Below are 18,668 nucleotides of genomic sequence, written 5' to 3' on the forward strand. Positions count from 1 at the left end.
CCACGAACGGAGACCGAGACAGTGACGAACGGGTTGCCCCGGCGGTTCCTGGACCTGCTGACGCACCATCACGTGGTGGGCGTGGCCTGCTGGAGCGTGGTGGCGCGGCTGCCCGTCTACCTGATGTCGCTGGCCATGGTGCTGGTGGTGCGGGAGCAGGGCGGCAGCTACGCGCGGGCGGGCCTGGTGGCGGCCGTGTACACGGCCGGCATGGCGGTGGGCGGGCCGCTCGTCGCCCGGTACGTGGACCGGCGGGGGCGGCGCCCGGTGCTCGTCGCCACCGGCCTGGTCTATCCGTCGGCGCTGGCGCTGCTGGTGTGGGCGACGCGGCCGGACGGCTGGGCGCAGCCGGTCGCGGCGGCCGTCGCCGGGGTGGCCCTGCCGCCGGCCAACGCCTGTATGCGTTCGCTGTGGGCACGGCTGCCCCTGGCGGACGACGAGCGGGAGATCGCCTACCTGTGGGAGGCGCTGCTCACCGAGGTGCTGGTGATCGGTGCGCCGCTGATGCTGGCGGCGCTGATGCTGCCGGGATCGGCGGGCGTGGCGCTGACGGCGGTGGCGGCCGTCGGCGGGGCCGGGGCGCTGGGGCTGGCCCTGACCCGCCTGCCCGCCGGGCCGGCGGGCGCGGACGGGCCGGCGGAGGAGGGCGGGCGTCACCTGCTGGGGCCGCTGCGGGAGCCGGCGCTGCTGGCGCTCACGTCCGTCATGGTGGTGTGCGCGGTGCCGATCGGCCTGATGACGCTGGCCATCCCCGCCTTCGTCGCCGGCCATGGCTCGCCCGGCAGCACCGGCGTCGTGTACGCGTGCTGGGGCGTGGGCAGCGCGGTGGGCGCGCTGTGGCTGGGCCGGTCGCAGACGGAGGTGGCCGTGCACCTGCGGTTCCCGCGGCTGGTGGCGGCGTACGCGGTGGGCACGGCGCTGCCGCTGCTGGCCGTCTCCGACCTGACGCTGGGGGTGGCGCTGGCCGTGGGCAGCGTGCCCATCGCCCTGGTGTCGGCCACGGAGATGACGCTGGTGAGCCGGGTGGCGGACAGCCGGCTGCTGACGGAGGCGTTCACATGGGCGTCGCTGGCGACGGTGCTCGGTGACGCGGTGGGCCAGCAGGCCGGCGGCCTGCTGGTGGAGCCGGTGGGGCCGCGCGGGGTGTTCGCGGTGGCGGCCGGGGTGGCCCTGGCCGGGGCGGGCGTGGCCTACGCGTGCCGGGGACTGCTGGGCCGCCGCCCGGTGGCGGCGGCGGAGCGGGTGTCGTGACGGCGCGCGTGGGCGCGCGCGGCCCGCCGGTCCTCCCGTCCGCCCTCCGCTTCTCCTTCCGCTCAGCGCACGAACCACGAGGTGTCCTCCCATGAACCCTGCCGTCGGCGAGCAACGGCACGACGGGCCGGCCCCCACGCCGGTACCGGAGCTGTTCCGCCCGGTCGCCCCCGGCTGCTTCCCGGACGCCGTCGCGGCGTTCCTCGCGGCCCCGGACCGCACACCCGTGCCCGTACCGGTGCACGGCCGGCCCGACCTGGAACGCGCCGTGGCCCTGGCCGACGGGCTGTACGGCGGCCTCGACCGGCCCGCGCCGCTGGACGTCGGCGTGCTGCTGGGGGCGGAGGACCTGCCGGCGGGGGTGGCGGAACTGGCCCGTCCGCTGGCCCGGCGGTGGGTGGCGGAAAAGGAGCTGGAGGACGCCGGGGGGTTCCCCGGGCGGCATCCGGGGACGCTGCTCGTCGTCGGCCCCTACGGCCGGCTCACGCTCCACCCCCTACGGGCGCTGCTGCTGGCCGGCCGGCACGGGGGCGAGCGCGCCCTGACGCTGCTCAGCGGGCGCGACGGCGCCTCCGTGGCGTGGAACGTGGCCAAGCAGTACGCGGTCCCCGCCGCGGACGTGGCCGCGCTGGGCCTGTTCACCGACACCGACCGGCCGCCGCCGCTGCCCGGGGTGCAGGTCTTCGACGACCGGGACTTCGAACGGGCCGACATCCGGACGGAGATCCTCGGCACCCGGTGGCGGCGGGTCGTCTTCCAGGGGCACGGCAAGGACGACAGCGTCAACCTCGGCGAGTTCACCGTCTGCGGCCGCAACACCGCCGTGCCCGCCGTGCCGGGCCTGCTCGGGCCGCGCTGCGCCTACGGACTGCCGTGCTACAAGCCCGAGGACAAGCTGGTGCCGCTGCACTCCGTCGAGGCCGTGGAGGTGGTGCTCAGCGCCTGCAACAGCGGGCCGCTGGCCGACCTCGCGCTGTACGACCCCAAGTACCAGCTGCTGCTCAACGCCCTGGACGGACCCGCGCGCACCGTCGTCGCGGCCGTGTCCGTGCACGACTCCGACCGGCCGGAGAACGTGGCGTGGATGCGGGCCGCCCTCGCCGGCGCCGACTCCGTCGACGTCCTCAACGCCAGCCTCGCGGGCTCCCACCCGTACCCCGCGTTCCTGCGCTTCGGCCTGCCGGGCCGGCCGGAGAGGACGCCGCCGGCGCCCGCGCCGGCCGACCACCGCCCCGACCCGCTGCTGCTCACCACGGGCCGGCGGCTCACCGCCCTCCTCGCCTCCGGCCTGCTGCCGCCGCAGCACCCGCTGCGCCCGCGCCTGACCAGGCTGGCCCGCAAGACGGACCAGTGGACGGCCCGGCCCACCCACCTCGCCGACCGGTCGCCCGAGGAGATCCGCGCCTCGCTCGCCGCCGACCTCCAGTCGCTCGACCACGCCCTCGCGGAACAGGTCGCGGCCCACCCCGAGGACGAGGTGATGAACTACCCCGCCCACTTCGGCGACCGCAGCCGCCTCGACCCGCGGGTGCGCGAGGTCACCTGCCACTGCGGGCGGCCCGCGCAGGAGTTCACCCGGCGCGGCCTGCTGCCGTACGTCCTGGACACCACGTGCGCGGTGTGCATGCGCTGCGGCGACGTCACGTTCCGGGTGCCGGAGTCGCCCGCGCTGTGGGCGTACGCCGCCGACGAGGTGGAGCAGGGCGGCGTGCTGGAGGTCCGCGCCGCGCTGACCCCCGCCCGCAACGGGCCCGTCCGGCTGGGGCTGTTCGTCCCGACGTACCTGCGCGCCGACACCGCCGTCGAGCCGCGCACGGTGAAGGTGCGGGGCGGCGCCGGCGAGGTGAGGGACGTCACCTTCCGGGTGCGGTGCGCGGACGGGACCGCACCCCAGGCCTACTACTTCACGGTCTTCGCGGTGCAGGACCTGGCGGTGTCGACCGCCCGGCGGCACTTCGGAGTCGTCCCACGGCGCGCGTAGCGCACGGCACGGCCGCACCATCCGACCCACCCACCGGACGGACGAAGGACGGACGCATGGAGAACCCGACGACACCCCCCGTCACACTGCTGGAACAGGACGGCGAGGTCACCCTGAGCATCGGCGGCGAACAGGCCATGCAGGCATGGGAGCGCGACCTGATGTGGGCCAGTGCCGACATGCTGTGCGAGTACGGCCACGACTTCTACGAGGTGGGGCTCGGCCTGGGCCTGTCCGCGCTGCGCATCGCGGGCAACCCGGCCACCCGCAGCCACACCGTCCTGGAGCTCTTCGGCGAGGTCGAGGACCTCTTCCGCGCCCGCCACCCCGAGCTGCCCGGCAACCTCACCATCGAGCGCGGCGACTTCTTCACCCGCGTCTTCGAGCTGCCGTCCGAGAGCATCGACGGGATGTTCTTCGACCCGGCGCTGGACATGGAGGTCTGGAAGGACGCGGAGCTGTGGGCCCGCACGATGCCGGAGGTGGTGCGGGTGCTGCGGCCCGGCGGGGTGTTCATCCCGTTCTTCAGCACCCGGCCGGAGCTGCGGTGGCAGTACCTGCCGCACTTCCGCCGCATCCGCGTCGAGCGCCGGCCCTACACGGCGTACGCCACCACGTCGTACACGTACGGCACGGAGGGCGACGCGTACATCCAGTGCTTCCTGAAGGACTGAGGGGACCGGCCCATGACCACTCCCGTCACCCCGCCGCCCGTCCGCTCGGTCTTCCTGGCGGGCCCCTTCCTGGGGCTGCTCGACCCGGCCACCGGGGAGATGCCCGGCGACGCCCGGGCCCCCTTCGACATCCTCATCAAGCACTTCGAGGCCCAGGGCATCTCCGTGCACAACGCGCACCGCCGGGAGGCGTGGGGCGCACGGCTGATGCGCCCCGAGGAGTGCACACGCATCGACCAGGACGAGATCCGCAGGGCCGACGCGTTCGTGGCCCTGCCCGGCGCCCCCGCCTCGCCCGGCACGCACATCGAGATGGGCTGGGCCAGCGCCTTCGGCAAACCCATCGTGCTGCTGCTGGAACGGGGCCGGGACTACACGTTCCTCGTCCAGGGCCTGCACACCGTGGCCACGGTGGAGTACGTCCTCCACACGGACGTCGCCGCGGCCCTCCCGGCGGTCGACCGGGCCCTGCGCAGGGCAGTGACCCGGAACGGCGGCTGAGCGTAGGCGCCCCGGGGCCCGATCCGCCGGAGCGGGCCCCGGGGCGTCGTCACGCCTTCTTGGGGGCGTGCGCCTTCTCGCGGCGGTGTTTCTCCTCGCGACGCCAGGCGTTGCCGAACCACATGGGGATCACCACCGGCACGGCGCCCACGACGGCCAGGACCTGCGCGTCGCCGCGGTCCGTCCAGGGGACCAGCACCAGGGCCACGGCGCACACCGTGCCCCACAGGGCGTGGGCCAGGGGGAGACGGGCCGGCCAGTAGCGGCGGAGCAGGGACCACACGGCGCTGCGGGCGCCCCGGGGCAGCTTGCGGTACGCCAGGAACCAGGCGCCCAGGGCCCAGGCCAGGGCCATCAGCGCCAGGGCCCACAGCCGGATGCCGAGGGGCACGGGCAGGGCCGTGGGCGCGTCGCCGGTGGGGAAGACGCGGCCGGCCTGGGCGGCGATGACCAGGCAGAGCAGGGCGAACCAGCGGGTGCGGCGCAGCAGCCGGAGCACCAGCTCGTTGAGCTTGAGCTCGATGTAGTGCGCGTCGGGCCGGGTGCCCAGGGCGGCGGTGTACTCGCCCGCCAGCTCGGGCAGCTTGATCCGCCCGGCCTCGTCGCGCAGTTCGGCGAGCTGGGCGCGGGCGTCGGCGTTCTGCGGGTCGAGGCGCAGGCACTCGAGGAGCGCCTTCTCGCGGATGTCGTGGCGGCCGGTCCGGTGGGCGGGGTGGGCGAGGTTGAAGTGCAGCCCCGCGTCGTCGGGCCGGAGCTCGACCGCCTTGAGGGCCGCCTGGAAGGCGCCCTCGTGGTCGGCGGCGATGACCAGACTGCGGGCGAGCATGCTGTGGTTGTTCGCCTCCTCGGGGCCCAGCCGGACGGCGGTCCGGGACGCCTCGACGGCCTCGTCGAGGCGCCCCAGGAGGGGGAGGACGAACGCCCGCATGCGCCACGCGTAGTCGCACTGCGGGTCCGCGGCGACGGCCGCGTCGGCCGCCGCGAGCGCGCCCTCGCGGTCACCCGTCCGCACTTTGCAGCGGGCGAGGTCGCCCCAGGCCCAGGCGTTTCCTGGTTCCTCGGCGAGGTACCGGACGTACAGCTCCGCGGCCTGCTCGAAGCGTTCCAGGTCGAGGAGGGCGCCGGCGCGGCGCAGCAGGTCGGCGCCGGTGTCGGTGGTCACAGCAGCTTCCGCTTCTTCAGGTACACCAGCAGGTCGTCGTAGGCGCCGCCCTCGTTGGCGAACTGGGCGACGTTGCGCGCCGCGGCGAACCAGGGGCCCGTGGAGGGGCGGAGTTGGCCGAGCGCGGCGGCGAAGTCGGCCATGCCGATCATGCGGGGCCGTCCGGTGCGCACGGAGTCCATGAGCGCGCGCTCGGCGGCGGACTCGCACAGGTGCTTGAGGTCGGCGCCGGAGAACCCGTCGGTACGGCGGGCCAGCTTGGCCAGGTCGATGCCGGCGACGGGCCGGTCCTTGAGGTGGTGGTGGAGGATCGTCTCGCGCGCGGGCTGGTCGGGCGGCAGCACGAGCAGCATCCGGTCGAGGCGGCCGGGGCGGCGCAGCGCGGTGTCCACGTCCCAGGGGTGGTTGGTCGCGGCCAGGACGAACACGCCGTCGTCGGCGGAGCCGCCGACGCCGTCGAGCTCGGTGAGGAGCTGGTTGACGGTGGTGCGCATGCCGGTGTGGCGGATCTGGCTGCGCTTGGCGCCGAGGGCGTCGATCTCGTCGAGGAACAGGACGCAGGGGGCGTTGCGGCGGGCGGTCTCGAAGAGCTGGCGGAGGTTCCGCTCGGAGTTGCCCATCCACATGTCGAGGACGTCGCTGATGCTGACGGACATGAAGCGTGCGCCGAGTTCGCCGGCCACGGCGCGGGCGATGAACGTCTTGCCGCAGCCGGGCGGCCCGTACAGCAGCAGGCCGCCGCCCAGGCTCTTGCCGTAGAGGCGGCGCAGCTCGGGGTTGCGCAGGGGTGCGAGGAAGGCGGCGTTCAGGCGGTCCTTGACCTCGTGCATGCCGCCGACGTCGGCGAGGGTGAGGGTGCCGCCGGTCTCGACGTCCCAGGGGGAGGCGCCGTCGTCGTCGGCGCCGTGGGGGTGTGCGGGCAGGGGGTGTTCAGGGTGTTCCGCGTGGGGGGCCGGACCGGGGGCGGGTGCTTCGGGGTGTGCCGGGGCTTCCGGTGCGGGGGCCTGCGGTGGGGTGGCGGTGACGAAGCGGGGCGGGACGATGCCGGCCACCTCGTCCTCGGCGCGGGTCCAATCGTAGCCACCGGAGGGGGGCTCGGCGGAGGGTTCCTCGGCGGCGGGTGCCGGTTCCGGCGCGGGAGGCGCGGGCTGCGGGGCGACGGGTGCGGGCTCCGGCGCGGGAGGTGTCGGCTGCGGCGCGGCGGGTGCCGGCTCCGGCGCGGGCGCGGGGACCACCGCGCGGGCCATCAGGGCCTGCGCCTCGGCGTTGCCCGGCTCCCGCTGGAGGGCCGCGGCGGCCTGGACGATGGCTTCCTGCCGCAGCCCCTGCCCGAGCAGGAGCCCGGCCAGGTGCAGGCGCAGGGGCACGTCGTCGGGGGCGGCGTCGACCGCCGTGCGCAAGCTCTTGATCAGCGGGGATGAGGACTCGTCGGGCATGGGGCACAGACTAGTTCGGCAGTGCCGGCCGGCCTCCGGGAGGTACCGGGGCCGGCCGGGACCGCCGCGGGCCGGCTCAGTCCTCCAGGGACCAGCTGGGCGTGTGCTGCGCCCAGGAGAGCCCCACGAACAGCAGCAGTCCGGCGGCGCCCAGTGCGATGCCCAGCCAGGCGCGGAACCGCCGGCGCGTGTTCCGGACGAGCGCACCGGTGCCCAGGGCCAGGGCGCACGGGCCCAGGACGACGTTGAAGACGAGCAGGCCGGTCAGCCCGGTGAGGAACGACCAGACGGCCATCAGGTCGGCGTCGCGCCGCGCGCCCCCCTGTGCCGACGGCGGGTCCGCCGGCGTTCCCGCGCGGCGAACAGCAGGATCCACGCGCAGATCACCGCCGCGGACACGAGAGTGACCGGTACGGGGACGTGCGCGGCGGTGCCGGACAGCAGACCGAGCAGGAAGAGAGCGCCGGTGAGGAACAGCATGACGTTCCATCCCTCCTTTCCCTCCTTCCTCGTGCGTTGCGCTTTCCGTCACCTGTCGTGTGCCCCGCGCGCCGCCGGCCACGCCAGGCATGACCGGCGGGTTCCCGGGTAACCGGCTGCCGGCCGCTCCCCGTCGGTTCCACCGGTCGCGCGGGCGCGGCCAGGACACGGCAGGAGGGGTGCACATGGCCATGACGGACCGGCGGTCCGGCGACTCCGCGACGGTGAGCACGGCGGTTCCGGCCCGGCTGGACCGGCTGCCCTGGTCCCGCTGGCACTGGATGGTGGTCCTGGGGCTGGGCACGGTGTGGATACTCGACGGCTTGGAGGTCACCGTCGTCGGCAACATCGCCGCCCGGCTGTCGGAGCCGGGCAGTGGCCTGCCCATCACGAGCGCCGAGGTGACGGGGCTGGCCGCGGCCCTGTACGTGGCGGGGGCGTGCGTGGGCGCGCTGGTGTTCGGCCGGCTGACCGACCGGCACGGCCGCAGGAAGCTGTTCATGGTGACGCTCGCGCTGTACCTGGGTGCGACGGCGCTCACCGGGCTGTCCTTCCACGCGTGGTGGTTCTTCGTCTTCCGGTTCCTGACCGGCTGCGGCATCGGCGGCGAGTACGCGGCCATCAACTCGGCGGTCGACGAACTGATCCCCGCCGCCTACCGGGGCCGCGTCGACCTGGTCATCAACGGCAGTTTCTGGCTCGGCGCGGTCGGCGGCTCGCTGCTGTCGATCGTGATGCTGGACACCGGCGTGTTCCCGGCCGCCGTGGGGTGGCGGCTGACCTTCGCGCTCGGCGTCGTGCTCGGGCTGGCCGTGCTGCTGGTGCGGCGGCACGTGCCGGAGTCGCCGCGCTGGCTGTTCATGCACGGCCGCGGCGAGGAGGCGGAGGAGCTGGTGACGTCCATCGAGCGGGAGGTCTCCACGTCGACCGGGCGGCCCCTGGAGCCGGTGGACCGCCGCATCACGATCCACCAGCGCGGTGCCGTCGGGTTCCTCACCATCGCCCGGACCGTCTTCCGCTCCTACCCGCGCCGCGCCGCCCTGGGCCTGGCCCTCTTCATCGGCCAGGCGTTCCTCTACAACGCCATCACCTTCGGCTTCGGGGCCATCCTCACCCGGTTCTTCTCCGTGCCGTCCGGCCACACCGGCTACTACTTCGCCGTCATCGCCTTCGGCAACTTCCTCGGCCCGCTGCTGCTCGGCCGGCTCTTCGACACGCTCGGCCGGCGGCCCATGATCGCGGGCACGTACATCCTGAGCGGCCTCCTGCTCTTCGGCACCGCGTGGCTGTTCGGCCGGGGCTCGCTCAGCGCCGTCACCCTCACGGCCTGCTGGTGCGTGGTGCTGTTCTTCGCCTCGGCGGGCGCGAGCAGTGCGTACCTGACGGTGAGCGAGATCTTCCCGATGGAGACCAGGGCGCTGGCCATCGCGTTCTTCTACGCCGTCGGCACGGCCGCCGGGGGCATCAGCGGGCCGCTGCTGTTCTCCCGGCTGACGGAGACGGGCGTCGTCGGGGACACCGTGCTCGCCTTCGGCATCGGCGCGGCGCTGATGACCGCGGCCGGCATCGTCGCGGCCTTCCTGGCGATGCCCGCCGAGCGCCGGTCGCTGGAGGACATCGCGACGCCGCTCTCCGCTGCCTCTTGACCGGTCGTCAGCTCGCTTACATACTCACTCCCGGCGTTTAATCGATTAAACACACACTGGCCGAGAGGGAGACGCGATGGCACGGGTGCGGATGTCGGACGTCGCCGCCGCTGCCGGGGTGTCGACGGCCACGGTGTCGATGGTGCTGAGCGGGGCCGGCAGCGACCGGATCTCGGCACTGACGCAGGCGAAGGTCCGGGAGGCGGCCGAAGCGATCGGCTACGCACCCAACTCGGTGGCCCGCAGCCTGCGCACCCGGCGCACCCGCATGATCGGCCTGATCTCCGACACCATCGCCACCACGCCGTTCGCCGGCCGGATGCTCGCGGGGGCGAACGACGCGGCCCGGGAACACGGCCACCTGGTGGTGCTGGTGGACACCGACGGCGAACGGGCGCAGGAGCGCCGGGCGATCGAGGCGCTGACCGGCCAGCAGGTCGATGCGATGGTGTACGCACGGATGTGGCACCAGGTCGTCGACGCCCCGGCGGGCCTGGCCGAGGGCAGCGTCTTCCTGGACTGCCGTCCCGCTCAGGGGGGCTGGCCGGCCGTGGTGCCCGACGACCGGGAGGGCGGCGTCACGGCGACCCGGGAGCTGGTGGCTGCCGGGCACCGGCGGATCGCCTACCTCGACGCGCCGCAGGGATCGGGCGCCGTCGCCTCCGCCCTCCGCCACCAGGGCTACCTCCAGGTGCTCGCCGAGGCCGGCATCACCCCCGACCCCGCCCTGCACGTCCACGGCGAGACCGACGCCGGGGGCGGCAGGGCCGCCGCCGGGAGACTGCTCGACCTGCCGGCCGACCGCCGGCCGACCGGGCTGTTCTGCTTCAACGACCGGATGGCGATGGGCGCGTACGCCGCGGCCCACCGCCGCGGTCTGCGCATTCCCGAGGACCTGTCGGTCGTCGGCTTCGACGACCAGCAGTTGATCGCCGCAGACCTCGACCCGCCGCTCACCACCGTCGCCCTGCCGCACTACGAGATGGGGCGCTGGGCGATGGAGGTGGCGCTGCGGGAACGGGCGGCCGACCCGGCCGCGCCACACCTCATGGAGTGCCCGGTCGTCCGACGGGGCTCCGTGGGTCCGCCGCCGCCACAGGCAGGCTGAGAGCGGCGGCGGACTCCTCGCAGTACACGGCAGTTGGCGCTGCCGTCCATCTGGAGAAACCACACGGCAGTTGGCGCTGCCGTTCACTCCGGGGCCGGCTTGGCGGTCGGCCCCGGGAAGGGACCACCTGTGCGTCATCCCCTCGCGATGCTAGCAGCGGCAAGCCTGCTCGGTACGGTCGCGCTGACCGGCTGTGCCAGGGCCGGCCACGACGGCGCGTCCTCCGGCGGAGGCCCGACCCGGATCACCATGTGGACCCACTCGGCGGGCAATCCCGGCGAACTGGCCGTCCACAAGAAGATCATCGACGACTTCAACGGCTCGCAGAGCACGTACAAGGTCGTCCAGCAGAACTTCCCGCAAGGCTCGTACAACGACGCGGTCACCACGGCCGCCGCCGCCCGCAAGCTGCCCTGCCTGCTCGACGTGGACGGCCCGGCCATGCCCAACTGGGCCTGGTCCGGCTACCTGAAACCGCTCGGCCTGCCCCGCAGCCTCACCGACTCGCTGCTGCCCACCGCCGTGGGCCGCTACAAGGGCAAGGTCTACTCGGCCGGCTACTGGGACGCAGCACTGGCGGTCTTCGCCCGCAAGTCCGTGCTGGTGAAGAACAACATACGCATCCCGACCGCCGAACGGCCCTGGAGCCTCGCCGAATTCGACGCCGCCGTCGTCAGACTGAAGGACTCCGGCTACCGGACCCCGCTCGACCTGGGCGCCGCCGACAAGGGTGAGTGGTGGAGCTACGCCTACTCGCCCATGCTGCAGAGCGCCGGTGGCGACGAGATCGACCGCAACGGCATGAAGACCGCCGAGGGAGCGCTCAACGGGCCGGAGGCGGTGGCGTTCTTCACCTGGTTCCAGAAGGCGTTCACGAACGGATGGGCCACCAGCAACGGCCCGGTCGGCAACCAAAAGTTCATCGACGACAAGGTCGCGCTCAGCTACACCGGCGTGTGGAACGCCAAGGACGCCCTGGAAAAAGTCGGCCCGGACCTGCTGATCCTCCCGCCGGTGGACTTCGGCAACGGCCCGAAGACCGGCGGCGGCTCCTGGCAGTGGGGCATCTCGGCCGGCTGCGGCAAGACCCAGTCCGAAGGGGCACGCGCCTATTTGACGTTCAGCTTCCAGGACAAGTACCTCACCCGGTTCGCCGACAACCAGGTCGTCATCCCCGCCACCGCCGGCGCCACCGCCGCCTCCAAGTACTTCGGCCCCGACGGAAAGCTGCGCCCCTTCGCCGTCCTGTCGCAGAAGTTCGCCGTCCCCCGGCCCGCCACCCCCGCCTACCCGGTGATCTCCGCCCGCTTCGAGAAGGCCGCCAAGGACATCATGAACGGCGCCGGCGTGAAGCCGGCCCTCGACGCGGCCGTGAAAGCGATCGACAGCGACATCAAGGCCAACAAGGGCTACGCCCACTGACGCACCGGCGAGCGGTGGACAGACGGCATCCGTGCAGGCCTGCCACCGGAAAGGCGTGACCTCATGACGGCGACCCTGCGCCTCGACCCCCCGGCCGACCCCGGCCACAACGCCCCACCCCCCGGGACCGCGATCCCGAACGCTCCTGCCGTACGGCGCCGGAAGCGGCCCGGTGCCGCCCGTCGCGGCGAGGCCAGGGCCGGCCTGGCCATGGCCCTCCCGGCCGTGCTCCTGCTCCTGGCCTTCCTGATCGTGCCGGTCCTGCTGGGCTTCGCCCTGTCCTTCACCAACGCCAGGCTGGTCTCCCCCGAGCCGCCGCGTTTCGTCGGCCTCGACAACTTCGTCCGGGCGTTCACCCTCGACCCGGTGTTCTTCCGCTCCGCGCTCAACACCTTCGCCTTCGCGGCCGTGGTGGTACCGCTGCAGGCCGGGTTCGGACTGTTCCTGGCGCTGCTGGTCAACCAGAGGATCCGCGGCGTCACCGCGTTCCGGGTGATCTTCTTCATCCCGGTGGTGACCTCGATCGTCGTCGTCTCGATCCTGTGGAAGTTCATGTACCAGCCGGACGGCCTGGTGAACTCCCTCATCGACTCGATCACCTTCGGCGCCTGGCAGGGCACCGCGTGGCTGAACAACCCCAGCACCGCCCTGTCCGCCATCATCGTGCTGTCGGTCTGGCAGGCCGTCGGCTTCCACATGCTGATCTGGCTGTCCGGCCTGCAGACCGTCCCGGAAGAGCTCTACGAGGCCGCCCGGATGGACGGTGCGGGGGTGTGGCGGCAGTTCAGGGACGTGACCTGGCCGTGCCTGCGCCCGACCAGGATCTTCGTCCTCGTCACCATCACCATCGCCGCGCTCGGCCTGTTCGTCCAGATCGACGTGATGACCCAGGGCGGCCCGGTCGACTCCACCACGACGCTGGTCCACCACGCCGTGGTCACCGGCTACCGACAGCAGCAGACCGGCTATGGCTCCGCCCTCTCGCTGATCTTCTTCGTGCTCGTGCTCGCCGTCTCGCTGATCCAGCGCCACCTCACCCGCGACAAGGACTGACCCATGGCCGAAAGCCCAGGCGCGCCGCCGGCGCGCACCGGCACGAGCGAGCAGCAGTTGCGCCGGCGCCGCCGCGCGTGGTCCTACCTGGCACTGACCGGGCTCGCCGCGTTCTTCCTGTTCCCCCTGGTGTTCATGTTCATCTCCAGCCTCAAGCCGGACGGGCAACTGCTCTCCGACATCGGCAGCTGGCGCGCCTTCCTCCCGGTCGGCGACATCAGCCTGGACAACTACAGCGCCGTCTTCGGCCGGGTCCCGGTCGGCCGGTTCCTGCTGAACTCGCTGCTGGTCACCGCCGCGGTGGTGGTGCTCGGCCTGGTGGTCAACTCGATGGCCGGCTTCGCCCTGTCCCGGCTGCGCTGGCGCGGCCGGGGACTGGTGACGGGCATCGTCGTCGCCACGCTGATCGTCCCGTTCGAGACGATCGCGGTGCCGCTGGTGTACTGGGTCGCCCACCTGCCGATCGTGTTCTTCCAGGACGGCGTCCCGGTGTGGGACATCGGCTGGCTCGACAGCTACCAGGTGCAGATCATCCCCTTCGTCGCGAACGCCTTCTCCATTTTCCTGTTCCGCCAGTACTTCTCCACCATCCCGGTCTCGATCGACGAGGCCGCCCGGATCGACGGCGCCGGCTGGTTCACCATCTACCGCAGGATCGCCGTGCCGCTGTCCGGGCCGGCGTTCGCCACGGTGGCGGTCCTGACCTTCCTGCCCGCCTGGAACCAGTACCTGTGGCCGGCCATGGTGGTCCAGGACGAGAAGCTGCGCCCCGTCATGGTGGGCATGCAGTACTTCTTCCAGGACAACCCGGCCTGGGGCGAGGTCATGGCGTACACGTCGATGATCACGCTTCCGGTGCTGGTGGTCTTCCTCGCCTTCCAGCGCGCCTTCGTCAGCAGCGTCGCCGCCAGCGGCGTCAAGGGCTGACCCGGGCGCACCCCACCCCCTTCGATCCCCTCCACCGGCCCCGCCGCCCGCCGCGGTCAGGGCCCGCGAGGCCTGCCCGAAAGGCCGACATGTTCACGCTGCCCGACTCCTGGGTCTGGGATTTCTGGTTCGCCGACGACGGCGCACAGCACCACCTCTTCTTCCTCCACGCCTCCCGCGCCCTGCACGACCCCGAGGCCCGGCACTACCGCGCCTCCATCGGTCACGCCGTCTCGACCGACCTGACGCACTGGACCCGCGTCCCCGACGCCCTCGTCCGCGCCGACGCCCCCGCCTTCGACGACCTCGCCACCTGGACCGGCTCGGTGGTCCGCCACCCCGACGGCACCTGGTTCCTCTTCTACACCGGAGCCACGCGCGCCGGTGACGGCAGGAACGTCCAACGGATCGGCTACGCCACCTCCACCGACCTGACCACCTGGCACAAGGCCGGCACGAACCCGGTGCTGAGCGCCGATCCCGCCTGGTACGAGACCCTCGACAGCGGCCAGTGGCACGACGAGGCGTTCCGCGACCCGTGGGTGTTCCCCGACCCCGACGGCGACGGCTGGCACATGCTGATCACCGCCCGGGCCACCACCGGCCCGGCCTTCGAACGCGGGGTGGTCGGCCACGCCGTCTCCGCCGACCTGCGGAACTGGCGGTTGCGGCCCCCGCTGTCCGCGCCCGCCGCGCACGGCTTCGGACAGCTGGAGGTCCTCCAGACGGAGGTCGTCGACGGCAAGCCCCTGCTGCTCTTCTCCTGCCTCGCCGAGCACGCGTCCGGCAGCCGCCGGGCCGGCGGCACCCGCGGCGGCATCTGGGCCGCCCCGGCCGAGAGCCTGCTGGGGCCGTTCGGCATCGACGCCGCCCAGCAGGTCACCGACGACCGCTACTACAGCGGCAAACTGGTCCGCCGGCGCGACGGGGCCTGGGTGCTGATGGGCTTCCACCACACCGGGCCCGACGGCAGCTTCACCGGGGGTGTGAGCGACCCGATGCCGGTGTCCTGGGACGGACGCCGGCTGACCGTCGACGGCCTGCCCGGTCCCGCCGGACACGCATCCACGGCGGCGGCCCCGGCCGGCTGAGCCGTTGTCCCTCCGACGTTCCGCGTCGGGCGGGACCGCACGCCCGCCGCTCCCCTACTCCCCCATGAGCAGCACGACCTTGCCCCGGCCGTGCCCCGTCTCCACGTCCCGCTGGGCGTCGGCCGCCCGCTCCAGGGGGTACGTCGCCCGGACGTGCCAGGTGAGTTCGCCGCGCGCGTACCGCTCCGCGAGCCCGGCCAGCCGGGCCGCCGACCGCGTGGGCGGCGTCACCCGTACCCCGGCCTCCGCCGCCCGGTCGTGCTCGACCAGCGTGAGGATGCGGTCGCGGGCCACGCCCAGGCGGAGGGACAGGTCGAACGCGGCTCCGCCGGCACCGTCCAGCACCGCGTCGACCCCGTCCGGCGCCAGCGCCTCGATGCGTTCGCGCAGCCCCTCCCCGTAGGCGACGGGCAGGGCGCCCAGCGCGGCGAGGTGGGCGTGGTTCTCCTCGCGGGCGGTGCCGATGACGGTGGCCCCGGCCGCCCGTGCCAGCTGGACGGCCGCGGTGCCCACCGAACCGGCGGCGCCGTGCACGAGGAGGACCTCGCCGGGGCCGGGGGCCAGCTCGCCCAGGGCGATGTGCGCCGTCTGCATGCCCGCCGTGAAACCGCCCGCGACCTCCCACGGCATGGCGGCCGGCTTGCGGGCGAGCTGGTCCGCCGGCCATATCGCCAGTTCCGCGTACCCGCCGAGCTGCCCGAAGCCCAGTACCTCGTCGCCCGGCGCCCACGCGGTGACGTCCGGCCCCACCTGGTCGACGACGCCCGCGATCTCGTTGCCGGGGATGCGGGGCAGCGGGCCCGCGCCGGGCGGCGTCCAGCCGGCGCGGATCGCCACGTCGTACGGCTGCACGCCCGCCGCCCGCACCCTGACCCGCACCTGTCCCGGGCCCGGCTGGGGCTCCCCGATCTCCTCCAGCCGCAGGACCTCCGGGCCCCCGGGCTCGTGGAACAGCACCGCTCGCGCCATGGTCTGTCAGCTCCTTCCGTAGCCGCCGTGTCGTGCCGTGTGCACGGTGACGACGCTAGGCGGCTGCGGGCGGCGGGGAATCCGTAGCGCTACGGGGTTCCCTGGTCCTTCAGCGTGGCGAGTTCGCGGCGCGAGCCGATGCCGAGCTTCGGGTACGCCTTGTAGAGGTGGTACTCGACCGTGCGGGGGCTGAGGAACAGGCGCGCGGCGATGTCCCGGTTCGTGGTGCCGGCCGCGGCCAGGCGGACCACCGCGCGTTCCTGCGCGGTGAGCACCGCGAACGGGTCCGCGGGCGCGGCGGGCGCCGACGGCGCGGTGTCGCCCACCGCCCGCAGCTCGGCGCGGGCCCGCTCGGCCCACGGCGCGGCGCCCAGGCGCTCGAACGTCTCGTGGGCGTGCCGCAGCAGCGGGCGGGCCTCGGTGCGCCGACGGGCGCGCCGCAGCCACTCGCCGTACAACAGCTGCGTCCGTGCCTCCTCGAACGGCCGGGCGGCGGCGCGGTGGTGGCCGAGGGCCGCCGCGAACCGTTCGCCGGCCCGTTCCCCGGGCCCGGTCAGGGCGGCGCAGCGGAGGGCGACGGCCTGCGCCCAGGGCTGTCCGGTCGCCCCGGCCCAGGCGGTGAAGGCTGCCAGGGGTGCCGTGGCCCGTTCCGGGACGCCGGCGCGGACGGCGGCTTCCACGAGGTCCCCGGTGGCGGGCAGCAGGGCGGCCGCGGCGGGGGCGCCGGCCCGGCGGGCGTCCTCCAGCCGGAGCAGCGCGCGCTCGTGGCGGCCCTGTCCGAGGTCGAGGAGGGCGAGCGTGGCCGGGCCCGACGCGCCCGTGGGGTCGCCGGTGACGCCGGCCGCCCGGTCCAGCGCGGCCCGGCAGCCCTCGTCGTCGCCCGCCAGGGCGGCCGTACGGGCCGCGATCCGGGCGGCGACGGCCGTGAGCCGGCGGGCGGGGTGGGGGCCGGTGGCGGCCGCGACGCCGGCCAGGGAACCGGCGGTGGCCTCGGCCTCGGCGGCGATCGCGGCGGCGGCGTCGGGGCGGCCTCGGGTGAGGTGGGCCTGGGCGAGGGTGTGGAGCACTTCGGGTAGCGACAGCACGGTGCTGCGCTCGCGGCAGCGGGCCGCTTCGGCCGTGGCGAGGGCGAGCACGGCGTCGTCGTCGCCGAGCAGGACGGCGCAGTCGGCCGCCAGCAGCCGCACGAGGTGGGAGCCGGGGTTGTGGTGCAGTACGTCCGTCACGAAGGCGCGCAGGGCCGCGAGGGACGCGGCGAGTCCGTCCGGTACGGGGGCCGGTACGGCGGTGCCGCCGGTCTCCTCCGCTGTGCGCAGTGCGGCGGCCAGCTGTGCCATGGCGCCGGGCGCCGTTGTCTCCCGCCGGGCCGGCCGGACCCGGCCGGCGACGTCCGCGACCCGGTGGACGAGCACGGCGTCGCCGGCGGACCACGCGCTGCGGGCGGCGAGCACCAGCAGCGACACGGCGGTGGGCGTGTCGTGCTCCAGGAGGGGTTCGGCGTGGTCGAGCAGCAGGCAGGCCGCCGTACGGGGGTGGCCGCCGACGTCCTCGACGGCGGCCCGCACCATGGCGAGCAGGCCGCGTACCCCGGGGTCCTCGGTCAGTTCCGCGGCCTGGCGTGCCAGCTGCCCGGCCTCGGCGACCCGGCCGGTGGTCACGGCCACCTGGGCGGCCGACAGCAGCCGGCGGGCGCGGTCGGCGGGGCGCGGGCTGAGCCCGGCGGCGCGCCGGGCGGCGGCCGCGGACGCGGCGAACGCGCCGCGCCGCCAGGCCGATTCGGCGGCTGCTTCGAGGCGGGCGGCCACGTCCTCGTCCGGTCCGGGGGCGGCGGCGGCCCGGTGCCATGCGGCACGGTCGGGTTCGCCGCCCGCCTCCTCCTGGACGCGGGCCAGCGCCTGGTGGGCGGCGACGCGGTCGCGGGGGTCGGCTCCCTGGTAGGCGGCCGCGCGGACCAGGGGGTGCCGGAAGTGGACGGCGGTGCTGGTGAGGGTGACGAGACCGGCGCGTTCCGCGGCGGGCAGCGCGTCGTCGCCGGCGCCGAGGGCACGGGCCGCCTCCCGTATCTCGCCGGGGTGACCGCCGCCCGCGGCGGCCGCGACGAGCAGGGCGGTACGGGCCTCCGGCAGGTCCTCGATACGGGCCCGGTAGGCGGCCAGGAGGCGGCCGGGGACGGGGAGTTCGCAGGGCAGGGGCGCGCGGCCGGCGCGCTGGTCGGCGGTGAGCGCGCGGACCGACTCGACGAGGGAGAGGGGGTGCCCGGCGGACTGGTCGAGGAGGCGGGTGCGGACGGCCGGGTCCAGGCCGGGCGCGCGGTCGTCCAGCAGCCGCCCCGCCGCGTCGGGGGTGAGGGCGGCCGGCCGCACCTGGGGCACGCCGGGCAGGTCGAGCGGGTCGGGCAGGCCCGGGGCGGGGTCCGCCGCCGGGGCGCCGGGCAGGCCGTCGCGGGCGGCGAGGAGGAGCGCGACCGGTTCGTCGCCGAGCCGGCGCGCCACGAACAGCAGGGCCTCGGCCGAGGAGGGGTCGAGCCACTGCACGTCGTCGACCAGGCACAGCACGGGCTGTTCGGCGGCCAGGTCGGAGAGCAGGGTGAGCACCGCGAGCCCGGTGCGGAACCGGTCGTCGGGCGACGCCTCGTCCAGGCCGAACGCGCCGCGCAGTGCGCGCGCCTGGGGCGCGGGGAGGGCGGCGAGGCGGGCCGCGGTCAGGACCGGGCGGAGCAGCAGGTGCAGGGCGGCGAACGGCAGGACGGCCTCCGCCTCCGTCCCGGTGGCCCGCAGGACCCGTACGTCGCTGCCGGCGGTGCGGGCGCGGCGCGCGGCCTCGTCGAGCAGTTCGGTCTTGCCGATGCCGGCCGGGCCGCGGAGCAGCAGGGCGCCTCCGTGGCCCGCCCACGCGCGGGCCAGCAGCCCTGCGACCGCCGCCTCTTCGGCCTCCCGTCCGTGGAGCACCACGCCGTCCGCCCTCCCT

Annotated in this window: 16 protein-coding genes; 10 read left to right on the forward strand and 6 right to left on the reverse strand. The window is 74.6% G+C overall.

What is annotated here, in order from left to right; translation table 11 throughout:
• The first annotated feature begins 21 nt into the window (after nt 1-21).
• The 4 genes from IE305_RS20325 (at nt 22) to IE305_RS20340 (ending at nt 4,407) form a co-directional block, all read left to right on the forward strand.
• Nucleotides 22-1,251, forward strand: coding sequence for an MFS transporter (locus tag IE305_RS20325; protein ID WP_190131095.1), 1,230 nt, complete (start codon nt 22-24; stop codon nt 1,249-1,251).
• A 91-nt stretch (nt 1,252-1,342) separates the two neighbouring features.
• Nucleotides 1,343-3,232, forward strand: a complete 1,890-nt coding sequence (locus IE305_RS20330) for a hypothetical protein (protein ID WP_190131096.1) — start codon at nt 1,343-1,345, stop codon at nt 3,230-3,232.
• Nucleotides 3,233-3,288: 56 nt separating this feature from the next.
• Entirely contained in the window at nt 3,289-3,906 is a 618-nt protein-coding gene (locus IE305_RS20335; protein WP_190131097.1) for a class I SAM-dependent methyltransferase, read from the forward strand.
• A 12-nt stretch (nt 3,907-3,918) separates the two neighbouring features.
• Nucleotides 3,919-4,407 (forward strand): nucleoside 2-deoxyribosyltransferase, encoded by a 489-nt coding sequence (locus tag IE305_RS20340; RefSeq protein ID WP_190131098.1) that lies wholly within the window; start codon nt 3,919-3,921, stop codon nt 4,405-4,407.
• A gap of 49 nt (nt 4,408-4,456) precedes the next feature.
• Here the strand turns inward: IE305_RS20340 and IE305_RS20345 are convergent, their stop codons facing one another.
• From IE305_RS20345 to IE305_RS20360, 4 genes are all read right to left on the reverse strand, one after another.
• On the reverse strand, nt 4,457-5,569 hold the full coding sequence (locus IE305_RS20345) for a tetratricopeptide repeat protein (protein WP_190131099.1): 1,113 nt from the start codon (nt 5,567-5,569) through the stop codon (nt 4,457-4,459).
• A complete protein-coding gene (locus tag IE305_RS20350; protein ID WP_190131100.1) occupies nt 5,566-7,005 on the reverse strand; it encodes an ATP-binding protein in 1,440 nt (479 codons plus the stop codon). The genes IE305_RS20345 and IE305_RS20350 overlap by 4 nt, the downstream gene beginning before the upstream one ends.
• 76 nt (nt 7,006-7,081) lie before the next feature.
• A complete protein-coding gene (locus IE305_RS20355) occupies nt 7,082-7,300 on the reverse strand; it encodes a hypothetical protein (RefSeq protein WP_190131101.1) in 219 nt (72 codons plus the stop codon).
• Entirely contained in the window at nt 7,300-7,485 is a 186-nt protein-coding gene (locus IE305_RS20360; protein WP_190131102.1) for a hypothetical protein, read from the reverse strand. The genes IE305_RS20355 and IE305_RS20360 overlap by 1 nt, the downstream gene beginning before the upstream one ends.
• Nucleotides 7,486-7,670: 185 nt before the next feature.
• Here IE305_RS20360 and IE305_RS20365 point away from each other — a divergent pair, with 185 nt between their 5' ends.
• The 6 genes from IE305_RS20365 (at nt 7,671) to IE305_RS20390 (ending at nt 14,732) form a co-directional block, all read left to right on the forward strand.
• Nucleotides 7,671-9,131: an MFS transporter gene (locus IE305_RS20365; protein WP_190131103.1), complete on the forward strand. Its 1,461-nt coding sequence runs from the start codon at nt 7,671-7,673 to the stop codon at nt 9,129-9,131.
• 76 nt (nt 9,132-9,207) lie between these two features.
• Nucleotides 9,208-10,239, forward strand: coding sequence for a LacI family DNA-binding transcriptional regulator (locus tag IE305_RS20370; RefSeq protein WP_190131104.1), 1,032 nt, complete (start codon nt 9,208-9,210; stop codon nt 10,237-10,239).
• A 147-nt stretch (nt 10,240-10,386) separates the two neighbouring features.
• The gene (locus IE305_RS20375; RefSeq protein ID WP_190131105.1) at nt 10,387-11,661 is read left to right on the forward strand and encodes a sugar ABC transporter substrate-binding protein; all 1,275 of its coding nucleotides are present in this window, start codon (nt 10,387-10,389) and stop codon (nt 11,659-11,661) included.
• Between the two features lie 63 nt (nt 11,662-11,724).
• On the forward strand, nt 11,725-12,714 hold the full coding sequence (locus IE305_RS20380; RefSeq protein WP_229891252.1) for a carbohydrate ABC transporter permease: 990 nt from the start codon (nt 11,725-11,727) through the stop codon (nt 12,712-12,714).
• A gap of 3 nt (nt 12,715-12,717) precedes the next feature.
• Nucleotides 12,718-13,641: a carbohydrate ABC transporter permease gene (locus tag IE305_RS20385; protein WP_190131106.1), complete on the forward strand. Its 924-nt coding sequence runs from the start codon at nt 12,718-12,720 to the stop codon at nt 13,639-13,641.
• A gap of 89 nt (nt 13,642-13,730) precedes the next feature.
• A complete protein-coding gene (locus IE305_RS20390) occupies nt 13,731-14,732 on the forward strand; it encodes a glycoside hydrolase family protein (protein ID WP_190131107.1) in 1,002 nt (333 codons plus the stop codon).
• A 54-nt stretch (nt 14,733-14,786) separates the two neighbouring features.
• Here IE305_RS20390 and IE305_RS20395 read toward each other — a convergent pair whose 3' ends face one another.
• Together IE305_RS20395 and IE305_RS20400 are read right to left on the reverse strand one after the other, a co-directional pair.
• Entirely contained in the window at nt 14,787-15,701 is a 915-nt protein-coding gene (locus tag IE305_RS20395; protein WP_190131108.1) for an NADP-dependent oxidoreductase, read from the reverse strand.
• 89 nt (nt 15,702-15,790) lie between these two features.
• Entirely contained in the window at nt 15,791-18,652 is a 2,862-nt protein-coding gene (locus tag IE305_RS20400) for an ATP-binding protein (protein ID WP_229891254.1), read from the reverse strand.
• Between the last annotated feature and the right edge of the window lie 16 nt (nt 18,653-18,668).

Origin of the sequence: Streptomyces mashuensis (assembly GCF_014654785.1) — a bacterium.
In the GTDB taxonomy this organism is placed as follows: Bacteria; Actinomycetota; Actinomycetes; order Streptomycetales; family Streptomycetaceae; genus Streptomyces; species Streptomyces mashuensis.